Origin of the sequence: Streptomyces coacervatus (assembly GCF_029223485.1) — a bacterium.
GTDB lineage: Bacteria > Actinomycetota > Actinomycetes > Streptomycetales > Streptomycetaceae > Streptomyces > Streptomyces coacervatus.
Map to the genome: position 1 here is coordinate 1 of NZ_JARHTP010000012.1, position 10,972 is coordinate 10,972.

General features: G+C 68.4%; 6 protein-coding genes and 1 pseudogene. 2 read left to right on the forward strand and 5 right to left on the reverse strand.

All coding sequences use genetic code 11. The features are described 5' to 3' along the window. The 4 genes and pseudogenes from P2Q00_RS28055 to P2Q00_RS28070 form a co-directional block, all read right to left on the reverse strand. Nucleotides 1-459 (reverse strand): annotated as a pseudogene (locus tag P2Q00_RS28055) (ISKra4 family transposase); the annotation flags it as partial. Nucleotides 460-480: 21 nt separating this feature from the next. After that, complete coding sequence (locus P2Q00_RS28060; RefSeq protein ID WP_439145904.1) at nt 481-1,131, reverse strand: hypothetical protein; 651 nt, start codon at nt 1,129-1,131, stop codon at nt 481-483. A gap of 199 nt (nt 1,132-1,330) precedes the next feature. Continuing rightward, nucleotides 1,331-1,510 carry a hypothetical protein gene (locus P2Q00_RS28065; protein ID WP_275775697.1) on the reverse strand — a complete coding sequence of 60 codons (180 nt, stop codon included), beginning with the start codon at nt 1,508-1,510 and terminating at the stop codon, nt 1,331-1,333. Nucleotides 1,511-1,617: 107 nt separating this feature from the next. Then, entirely contained in the window at nt 1,618-2,349 is a 732-nt protein-coding gene (locus P2Q00_RS28070; protein WP_275775698.1) for a hypothetical protein, read from the reverse strand. A 413-nt stretch (nt 2,350-2,762) separates the two neighbouring features. Here P2Q00_RS28070 and P2Q00_RS28075 point away from each other — a divergent pair, with 413 nt between their 5' ends. Then, the gene (locus P2Q00_RS28075; protein WP_275775699.1) at nt 2,763-3,443 is read left to right on the forward strand and encodes a hypothetical protein; all 681 of its coding nucleotides are present in this window, start codon (nt 2,763-2,765) and stop codon (nt 3,441-3,443) included. Nucleotides 3,444-6,916: 3,473 nt separating this feature from the next. On the opposite strand, the gene P2Q00_RS28080 is transcribed toward P2Q00_RS28075, so the two are convergent. Continuing rightward, a complete protein-coding gene (locus tag P2Q00_RS28080; RefSeq protein ID WP_275775701.1) occupies nt 6,917-10,291 on the reverse strand; it encodes an amino acid adenylation domain-containing protein in 3,375 nt (1,124 codons plus the stop codon). Nucleotides 10,292-10,462: 171 nt separating this feature from the next. Between P2Q00_RS28080 and P2Q00_RS28085 the strand changes: the two genes are divergently transcribed. After that, the gene (locus P2Q00_RS28085; protein ID WP_275775702.1) at nt 10,463-10,633 is read left to right on the forward strand and encodes a hypothetical protein; all 171 of its coding nucleotides are present in this window, start codon (nt 10,463-10,465) and stop codon (nt 10,631-10,633) included. Nucleotides 10,634-10,972: the final 339 nt, after the last annotated feature.

Genomic DNA, 10,972 nt, shown 5'->3' on the forward strand with positions numbered 1-10,972 from the left:
AGCCTCCAGCACGGCCAGCCGGCGCAGGCCCAGGCTGTGCCGCTCGTGCGGCAGGCCGAGTACCGCATCGGCCGGGTAGCAGTTGGACAGGCCCGGGGCGCGCAGGGCGCACCGGGTGACGGTCACCAGCCCCATCACGGTGGCCAGCATGCGGTGGTGGCCCTTCTCCAGCCGGGTGCGGCCCCCGGCCAGCGCGGCCCGCCCGCCGGCGTCGAGGGCGGCCAGTCGTTCTTCCTCCCGCCGGGCCCGCAGATCGAGTTGGCCCTGCAGAAGCAGTCGGCCCAACTCCCTCATGCCGCACTCGACTTCCGCCTCCGTCTTCTCGTGGGGCGCATCGAGCGCACCGGGGTCGCTGAGGCGGGCGACAAGGGAAGTGAGGAAAGAAAGTACGTGGTCAAAGGGGTCAGCCGTCGTGGTGGCCGCATACGCTCCGTTCATCGGGCTCTCGCTTCCGGGCACGAATGGGTGGCACCTTCGACGCTAGGGACGAGGGCCCGACCCCACACCGGCGCGGCGGCGCGCGGCGGAGGATTCCGCCTGCTCCGGCGCATCCCCGGCCGCTGTCAGGGCCTGGCACGGCGTGAACAGTCCCGGCCCCTCCTCCGCCAGCCAGCCCCGCTCGACCAGCCGCTTCAGCTTCGACCGGAAGCCTTCCACCTTGCTCTTGTCCGTCGACAACCCCAGCGCGGCACACAGGTGATGCGCCCGCATCGGATGCACCGCGTCCTGGAGAACCTCGACGATGTCCCGGTACGAACCCGGCAGCACCTTCACCGCCAGCCCGGGCGTCCACTGCGGCACCAGCCGCACCCCGACCGGCGATCCCGCCGCGGAGCGGTACTCCTCAACAGCCCCCGCCCCGCCGGCGTCCGCTTCCACCCCGCCAACCGTGACCGTCTCGTCACCGGACAGGATCTCGGTCATCGTCTCCCGCGTGATCTCCAGCCGGGACAGCACCTCCTCCCGCTCAGCAAGACGCCTGGTCAACTCCCCAATTCGGTCCCGCAGTTCGGCGATCTCCTCCCGCGCGGCAGCCGCCCGCCGATCGAGCTCCTCCAACCACGACACCATCGCCGCCTCCAAGACCGCGTCCTGGGACACGACGATCCGCCGTCCAACCACGAACGGCAACGGCGCACGGCATCACCAGCTCACGGCAGAAGAGCGGCACCCAGCCAAGATTCCGAAGCCTGCACGACGGTTCGAACCGAACAACGAATCGCTCTCGACCACTGCCAGGGGGACGTTGTGCGACAGCCTCCCGGTCTTCATGCGCACGTTCCCGAACCCCCTGCGAACGCGGGAGGGCGACAGAATGTGCAGCGAGAGACTAGGCAGAGACGCTCATCAGCAAGAGCACCACGGCAGACACCGCCGTGATCCCCGTACGCCTCGCCCGCAGTCCCACGCCCATGCAGGCAAGCAGCAAAAACCCGAGCCCGCCGGCCACCGAAGCAAGGGAACCCATCACCAGCGACAGAACGTGCTGCAACAGCTCAAGGACAATCATCGCGTCACCCCTTCGCGAGGATGCCCAGGGCAAGCCATGACCATCCGCCGTGCCGGCGCGAATCAGCCTGAGGTGCCGAAACCGCACGCTCGCTGTTACCAGCTTCGTCAGGTATACAGTCGCATGGATCGCCTTTCCGGCACGGAATCCCGCGTTCTGAGCGCCTCTAGATCCATGGCCTCGAGGAGATTCCGCCCGTCGGTGATCCAGTCGGGCCCCCTCTTCCCGCTCAGTTGCGTCAACGCCTCATCGAGTGCGATGGAGTTGGCGAATGCCCTCCGCCACAGTTCACCCAGCTCATCGATCTCTCCGGGCTGGAATTCCCTCACACGCCCTCGCGCGACAGGGAGCAGCCTGACCTGGACCTGCGTCAACTGCTCCGACTGAAGGGCGATGTCCTCAAGGATTGCCGCACTCTTGTCCGTCCCGGTCAGTAGAGCCGCCCACCTGGCCATGATTACGCGGATTCCATGAGAGCACCCTCGCAGCAGGTCGTATGCCGTCTGGGCCCACTCCGGATCGTTGGCGAGCACGCTGATCCGCGATGCCATCCCGGGCGGCACCGCCACCTCATTGATGGCATCGTTCTCCTTGATCTCAGGAAGACCGTGGCGAGTCAGAATCGCCCTGATCCGGTCCGCCGATTCACGATCGAGTCGGAAGTCGGCATCCTCAAGGAAGTGTCCGCCATTCAGTGCGAACCACATCACCCGCCGCTGAGCCAGAGGTGCTCGCGCCAACGCCCCACAAGCCACGAGTATGACCAGCCGCAGCCGAGCCTCGTCGCGGCGCGCAATCCACTCCTCGACGAGCGTCGCGCCAAGAGCCAGAAAGAGCACCGAGGATAGCGAACCAGCCAGAAAAGCATGCTGATTCCAAAAGCTCCGAAGACTCCCCTGGGGCCAATCGGTGGCGGTCAACCCCGCGATGACGACCACAAGCCCGCCACTGACAACGGCCCCCCGACGGCTCGGGGACAACCCTCCCCACAAGGACCCCACCTCCTTGCCCAGGGTGGCCGTCTGCATCCCTTACAGCACGGCATGCGCGCCCAGAGTACGGTCCTGCACATAAAGAGTGAGTGCAGTTCAGCGATCCGATCCCGTGAAGCCGTCTCCCGCCGCTCCAGTTCCTCCAGACACGACGCCATCGCCGCCTCTCAGCTCCGAACTCTGGACACTACGATCCGACAAACGACACCCGGCAGCAACAATCCACCACGACGATCTCACTCAAGGAGAGCTACACCCTTATGCGTTGCACCCGCCGTACCACGTCGTCCGTGGTGTTCACGTGCCTGCTGCTCGCCGGCTGCTCGCCTACATCGCTTGGCGGCTCGAGCTCGGGTGCGTCAGGGGGCGGGAGCCCGGCCGCCGGTCCGTCTGGCACGGGCTCTCAGGGCGGCAGTTCGGGATCTGCGATCGCGGTCGGGGCGGGTCCGCAGAAGCAGTACACGGTGCAGCAGCAACCGGCTGCGGGCTCCTGCCACTACCGCCACGAGCACGGCGAGCCTCTGGAGGACCCGAAGTGCACGCCGGGCGTGATCTCCCCGGCGGTCACCCAGGCGAATTTGAAGTCGACGATCTGCCGCACGGGCGGCTACACCTCCGGCATCCGCCCCTCCGCGTACGTGACGGGCAAGGAAAAGAAGCTGAACGCCGCCTCCTACGGCTACACCGGTCGCATGGGCGATGCCGAGTACGACCACCTCATCAGCCTGCAGCTGGGCGGCGACCCCAACGACTACCGCAATCTGTGGGTTGAACCCGCCGACCCCGGCCACCGCTCGGGTTCCGGGGTGAACAACAAGAAGGACCCGGTGGAAACGAAGCTGCACACCGCTGTCTGCAAGGGCCAAATCGCGCTCGCGGCCGCGCAGAAGGCAATCGCCACCGACTGGACCAGCGCCCTGACCACCCTCCACCTCGGCTGATGTGATGAAAAGGGGCGGGACCTCCCCGCCCCTGCCGGGTGCGCAAGGTGCTCGACTCAGGCAGAAGTGCGACTTCGGGCAGGCCTGGGTGGTGGGGGGACCATCCCCGCGGGTGCGGGAAGCAGCGCAGCACGTCCAGGCACTGCCGACGGATCTCGGGACCATCCCCGCGGGTGCGGGGAGCAGCGCGCCCTCCTCGCACCCGGCTGCCCCGCCCAGGGACCATCCCCGCAGATGCAGGAAGCAGAGGATTTTCCGTTTCTGCGGAGTGCTGCCGATGGGACCATCCCCGCGGATGCGGGGAGCAGCCGCCGAGCCAGCTCGCGCGCTTCTTGATGGCGGGACCATCCCCGCGGGTGCGGGGAGCAGGACATGCTCGCACCGGTCGTCGCGTGGGACCAGGGACCAATCCCGCGGGTGCGGGGAGCAGCCTCCCTCGGCCGCCCCGTTGTCCCAGGTGCCGGGACCAACCCCGCGGGTGCGGGGAGCACTTCTGCACGCCGTCGACTTGGAGCCAGAACTCGGGACCGTCCCTGCGGGTGCGGGGAACACGCCCCGACCGCGGACACGGTGACGGTCTCCTGGGGACCATCCCCGCGGGTACGGGGAGCAGTGGCCGGGCAGAGCCACCGGAACCGGCTCGTGGGGACCATCCCCGCGGGTGCGGGGAGCAGTCGACCCCGCGGGTGCGGACAGCACAGCACAGTGCTCTCGTTGGGAGGGCGTTCGGCGGGACCAACCCCGCGGGTGCGGGGAGCACCAGGCGATGGCGTCCTTGACCGAGCGGGGGTTGGGACCAGCCCCGCGGGTGCGGGGAGCACTTCGGCATGTCGGCGGAGAAGTACCACTGTGCGGGACCAACCCCGCGGGTGCAGGGAGCACTTCGCCACGAGTTCCTCGTCGACGTCCGCCTTGGGACCAACCCCGCTGGTGCGGGGAGCACTTGAAGTCGGCGCGGGTCACCGCTGCCGGGTGGGGACCAACCCCGCGGGTGCGGGGAGCAGGACACCGACCCGCAGGCCATCCCAGCTCTCGGGGGACCAACCCCACGGGTACGGGGAGCAGCCGATCCACTTCTCGGCCAGGCGGACGGTGTCGGGACCAACCCCGCGGGTGCGGGGAGCAGACGGTGTCGTAGTTGACCGGCTCGTTGAGCAGGGGACCATCCCCGCGGGTGCGGGAGCAGCCCGACGCGGTCTCAGACCAGCCCCGCTACGCGGGACCATCCCCGCGGGTGCGGGGAGCAGGCCGGCGGCGGGGTGGCCGGGCTGAAAGCCGCGGGACCAACCCCGCGGGTGCGGGGAGCACGCCATGACTGCCGCAGGCCAGACCATAGGCGTGGGACCATCTCCGCGGGTGCGGGGAGCAGGTCACCGCCTGGCAGAGCGGCACGGTCTTCCAGGGGTCGCCCCCGCGGCTGCGGGGAGCAGGACGGATTGACCTGGCTGCGCACCAGTTTGTAGGGACCATCCCCGCAGGTGCGGGGAGCAGCGCCCGGCCGGCTCCCAGGCACCGGTCTTCTCGGGACCAACCCCGCGGGTGCGGGGAGCAGACCACCCCGCTGGCGACCGCCCAGTCCGTCGGGGGACCATCCCCGCGAGTGCGGGGAGCAGCTCGGGCATGCCGTCGCGCTTGATCTTCGCGAGGGACCATCCCCGCGGGTGCGGAGAGCACATCGGCAGACACGTGACGAGCGCCCGATGGTGGGGACCATCTCCGCGGGTGCGGGGAGCAGGCGTCGGCAAGGTGGCGTGCGGCCGATGCCATGGGACCAACCCCGCGGGTACGGGGAGCAGTCGCGGTCGTCCCACTTACCCCACTTCTCCGCGGGACCAACCCCGTGGGTGCGGGGAGCAGGGACCTCGGCTCTGCGCAGGCGGCCGCGGCCAGGGACCAACCCCGCGGGTGCGGGGAGCACGCCGCATGCAACTCGCCCTCGTGGCGGGGGCTGGGACCAACCCCGCAGGTGCGGGGAGCACATCACCGACTAAGACCAGGCGGCCGTCGACTCGGGACCATCCCCGCGGGTGCGGGGAGCACGTGATCTTCGAGGAGATCTTGCCTGCGATGGTGGGGCCAACCCCGCGGGTGCGGGAGCACGGATGGACCGTCGACCCCACCGTGACGGCCGCGGGACCAACCCCGCGGGTGCAGGGAGCACATCAGCCAGCCCGCCGGGGCGCGCGAGGTCGAGGGACCACCCCCGGGTGCGGGGAGCACGTGTGCCGCCAGGCGCTGGCGTCCAGTCCGTGGGGACCAATCCCGCGGATGCGGGGAGCACACCTCGACGGGCGGCCCCCTCAGCACGGGCCAGGGACCAACCCCGCGGGTGCGGGGAGCACGCAATCATCATCGCGTTCCTGACGATGATGCCTGGACCAACCCCGCGGGTGCGGGGAGCAGGGCGCCCCGTTCCTCAGCCCGGTCTCCAGGTAGGGACCAACCCCGCGGGTGCGGGGAGCGGAGGTGGTCCAGCGAGACCGACACCACCGTGAAGGGGCCAACCCCGCAGGTGCGGGGAGCAGCCTTGTTCGCCACACGAGATCCCAAGGGTCTGGACCAACCCCGCGGGTGCGGGGACCCCCCGGTTGCCGCCGGCCGAACAGTTCAATCTTGGGGACCAACCGAGCGGGCGCGGGGACCACACGACGCACGCGTCGGCCGCGTCAATAACCGCGGGACCATCCTCGTCTGTGCGGGGTCCACTAGAGCTTGAGCAGGCCGGTCACCGTGCTCTCGGGACCAACCCCGCGGGCGCGGGGAGCAGTCCTCGGCCGGGACGAGGGGCGTTCCGGCGGCGGGACCATCCCCGCGGGTGCGGGGAGCAGTCCCCGGCGGCGCTGGCGACCGTGTCGCACGGAGGACCATCCCCGCGGGTGCAGGGAGCACTCGCCGAGCGGGACGGGACCCATGCAGTCGTCGGGACCAACCCCGCGGGCGCGGGGAGCAGAAGCCCGGCGTCCTCGGCGCGGACATCGACACGGGACCAACCCCGCGCGTGTGGGGAGCACAACTCATAGATCAGCATCCCCTGTTACTGGTGGGGACCATCCCCGCGGGTGCAGGGAGCACGGCGCGCTGCTGCCCCGCGGCCAGTACGTGAAGGGAGCATCCCCGCGGGTGCGGGGAGCAGCCCACCTCGTCCTGGTCCACCATCCACCGCTCGGGACCATCCCCACGGGTGCAGGGAGCAGACGGCGGTCGGCCAGTCCAGCGCGCCGACCCAGGGACCAACCCCGCGGGTGCGGGGAGCAGACTTTCGGGCCTGGCCCCAGACCGACCGGCTCGGGACCATCCCCGCGGGCGCGGGGAGCACAAGTGGTGGCCATAGGGCTGCTACTCGCCCTTGGGACCAATCCGGCGGGTGCGGGGGGGCACTTGCCGACTCCCTGTTCCTGCCAGCCGAGATAGGGAACACCACGGCATGCGCGGAGAGTGGGCGTTGAATACCGAGGCGACGGGACTGGAGGCGTTCACCATCTCAACTGCCGCGCCTGGTGATGCTGGTCGAGGATGTTGACGATTCTATGCAACGTTTCGGGGATCTCGCGGCTGAGCACCGGCAGGGCCCAGTACCAACTGCTGGTTCCGAGAGCTTCGTTGACGAGAGTTTGCACAGTCGCGTCGTGGCCAGGACCGGACGGATGGGCATGGTGGGCGAGGACTCGGAGTACGGACAGTGTCCAGAGATCCTCGTCGGCGGTCACGTCCAGGTACGCGGGGATGCCGGCCAGGTATCCGGCCAGGGTCGCTTGTGCCACTCCTCGGGCGGCAGCGTCCGGCAGTGCGGCGGTCAGGTCGGCGGCGCGCTCGGTGTCGCCGTGCACAGCGTAGAGCAGTGAGAGGCCAGTGGCGATCAGTGGCTCCGTGTCGAGTCGAGCGCGTGCGATGCCTTTCAGGGAGGTGATCTGAGCGTCTGTGTGGGCTCCGGCAACTATGCGGCTCAGGGCGGCCAATAACTCCTTTCCAGCTGCGCTGAATCCGATCAGCGACGGATTGTTGTTGAGGATTCTGGTCATGGTGGCATTCGGGGCGAGGCCCATTTCAACGGCCAGGGCCGTGCGCCGGTAGCAGATGCCTGCCTTACCGATTGGCCGACGCCCGTGGGGTGGGGACGCCCACTGGGCAGCCTGTTCGGCATCGCCCAGGTGCGCGAACACCTGGGCAATGGTTAACGTCTCGGGCGGCCCGGGAGCCGTCATGGGCTCCGCCATTTCCGCCGCCAATGCAGCGCACCGCAGTGCTTCGTCGTGCTGGCCCGCGTCCGCATGCACCAGGGCTGCCGAGGTCAGAACCCGTATATGCATGTCTGTGTCAGGCAGCATGCCTCGCAGGCGGGAGAGGAGATTGGTGTCAACGTCGTTGCAGGCATCCGCGAGGGCTTGCGACAGGAAGGGCAGCCAGTCTGTTGCGGGGCTCCGCCTCGCGGTCGCCTTCATGAACTGGTCAAGGCAGCTGTGCAGTTGGGCGCTGTCGCCAACGGCCGACAGACGCTCCATGTCCCTGATCAGTTGCTCTCTTTCATTCGCTTCAGTGAGCAGAGTGCGTATCTTCTCGGGCGCCTCCCCGACAGCAAGTAGCTCTTGTTCCACCCCGGTTGGCGTCCCGTGGAGTTCGTCAAGCAGAGCGTTCCCGGCCTCGGCTGCTGAGGCATCGGCAGGAAAGGCCTCGGGGAGCCCAGGGCCAGGAAGAGCGGAACCGTCTGATGCTTCCGGACTCGCGGATTCTTCGCCTGGCTCTCGGGAGAGTTCCCTGATCTTGCGGCGGGCCGACTCGGCACGTCCCGGGTCGGCTCCAGCGACGGCCGCCCAGATGTGCATCGCGAAGGCCGGGCTGCCCTCGCCGGATTCAGCCTGATATTCCGCCTCGGACGTCAACTCGTCGAGTAACCACGCCGCGAACTCCGGGGCGGACTCACCTAGCAGAGCCGCTACCTCGGCAGCTGACGAGACGTGTTCCGGTCGGCAGATGTCAACCGTCCTCAGCATGTGGATAGCTGGGACCGGCTGCCCCGTGGCGGCGAGTGCGACGGCGGTTCTGGAAACGACGGCCTCGGTGTCTGGCTCGGCCGAGGGCATAGTCACCAGGTTCTGCTGCCATGCCCGTTGGGCCCATACGGCGGCCTCACGCGCCAGATCCGCTGCCTGATCGGCGGCTTTCTGGGTCTTCATGGTCTTGAAGCCTTTGACGACTTCAAGGAGGCGCACGGCTTTGGAGGCAGCGTCCGTTGGTGCCAGCGCGAGCGCACGCGCACGCGTGACATCGCCGACCAAACACAGCATCCGCAGGACCTCGCGCGGCACCAGCGGGTTCCGTGGCGACAGGAGCGAGCGAGAAGCAGCTGCTGCCGCCAGGACAGATGGTGTGGGTGTCACCTGGGTGACGTGATCGAGCGAGGCCAGGGCGACGTCGGGACGGCCCCGCTCGGCGAGGCGCAGCAGACGACGGTGGTCGAGCGCGAAATGGGCCCAGCGGTCGAGTTCGCCAGTCTCCTTGAGGAACTCTGGGTAGTGGTGGAGCAGGTACACGGGAGTGGACTCTGGCCAGCCGTCGGCCCGGTAGCTGTCAGCCCACGTGTGCAGGCGCTGGGCCAGCGGGGTGAGTATCTCGGGGCCGAGCTCGTCCGTGACTGTTCTGTACAGCGCCTCGTGCGCCAGAACGAACGTGTCCGGCTCCAGGTCCTCAGGGCCGAGCACCCGGCCGGCCACACTGCGTAGCAGGTCCTCAAGATTGAAACGAATCGGCGCGTGTGCATGTCCGCCGATTCGCACCAGGTCGACCAGGTCCCGGTGGCTGAGCCCACCGTTGGCCAGGGCCAGCAAACCGATGATCTCGTGGACCCACGCCCGGGAATCGCGGAACAGTTCGGCCAGATCGTCGAGAGCGATGCTGCGTAACACGTCAGCTTGAGGGGAGGGCTGGAATCCGGGGATCTGCGTGGCTCGGCGTAAGGGGTGGTGGCCGGGCACGTCGCCGGGCAGGGGCGGGTGCCACCGACGGCTGACCAGGACCCTGAGGCCCGGATACAGCTGTGGCGGCAGTAGTGAGGCAATGCTCGGTTCTCTTCCGATGCCTGCCTCGGCGTCCTCGTCCAGGCCATCGATGATCAGGAGCAGGATCCGACCACGCCCGGCACTCTTCCGAGCTGCCTCCTCGTACAAAGCAAGAAGGGTGGCCGTGTCGGCTCGAACTGGCTTCCCACCGATGTGCTCATTCAGCTTGGACACCATGACCTTGGTGAAAGCCCTTGCGTTGTCCGTTCCGTGCCTCCACCGGACGAAGTACGCGATGAGGTCGATGTCTTCCGCGGCGTGATTCGTCGCGAAGGTGGCGAGGAAGGCGGTCTTCCCAGCCCAGGGCGGCGCGACAAGCGCCAGGTAGCCCGTCTCCTCCTTGCGGATCAGCGCCTGCAACTGCTCGGATTCGGCCTCCCTGCCGGTCAGCTCCTGAGGCCGGTACATCTCGGCGGTGTGGCTGAAGCGGAAGGGCGCCATGCGTCGGGGGCGAGACGTCTTGGGGGGCCGCCCCACACGCTGCTTGCTGTCGCTCTCCGCCATGGCGCTCGCGATGAGGCGATCCCACCCCCCAGTGCGTACAGGAGACCGTCCAGCACGCTCTTCCAGATAAGCGATCAGCGCGCGGTACTTGCAAAGTTTGTCCTCTGACGGCGCATAGACCCCATGCAGCCAGCCACCGAGCGTGCCTCTGGGGAGCTCAAATTCTTCGGCCATTCGCCTGTATGTGACCGATGCGGGTCTTGCCTTCTGTGCTTCGTCGTACAGCGACTTCAGGCAGGCGCCGAGTCGTTCGACGGCGCTCTGAGGTTCGTGGGTGTTCTCGGCGCTCAATCCGTCTCCTCGTCGGAAAGTCCCCGGACACTTTCTAAGCAGCCTACGAGCAGGGCGAACGCCGCTCGACCGGCATCGCGGAAGTCGCCGGAAACTCACCGGACGCGGGACAACTGCCTCACCCGCCGCCGGAGAACCCGCTGGCAGCCTGTCTGGGAGGAACCCCTCATCATGTCCGCACTGTTGACCAACGTCGCGGCGCTGGCCGCCGCATCCGGCCTCAGCTACTCGGTAGCCCTACTCAGCGTCGCCCTCGTCTCGGTCGTCTCGCGCACCCCCGCACGGCGCCGCGACGCACGGGCGACCCTGGCCCTCCTGCTGCGACGAGCACCCCGAGCATGACGCCCCGTCGACTCTGCCGAACTCGGTAGCGTGTGTTACGTGGAACGTGGAACTCGGTGGAGTTTGTGTCAGGCGGTTCCATCGAACCGAGGACGCGCCTCGGCGTGACGTGGCAGCCTTGGCTCTGGCGGTGCTCAGAAGACCTCCCGCTGTTCCGCTTTCTGGCACGGACCAGAGAGCGGAGCGCAGGAGGAAGGCGGACGGTGAGCGATCACTTACGGCGCTGGCTGGGGACCTGCCAGATCGACGCGAGGAGGTGGTTACGGAGACGCAGAGGCGACTTGGCCTGGCTGGTGATTGAGGCTGTCGTCGCGACGACGATCGCACGTCTCATGGCAC

Coding starts and splice junctions, on each gene's coding strand:
- P2Q00_RS28065 (WP_275775697.1), bottom strand. CDS start 1,510: ATGATTGTCCTTGAGCTGTTGCAGCACGTTCTGTCGCTGGTGATGGGT.
- P2Q00_RS28075 (WP_275775699.1), top strand. CDS start 2,763: ATGCGTTGCACCCGCCGTACCACGTCGTCCGTGGTGTTCACGTGCCTG.
- P2Q00_RS28085 (WP_275775702.1), top strand. CDS start 10,463: ATGTCCGCACTGTTGACCAACGTCGCGGCGCTGGCCGCCGCATCCGGC.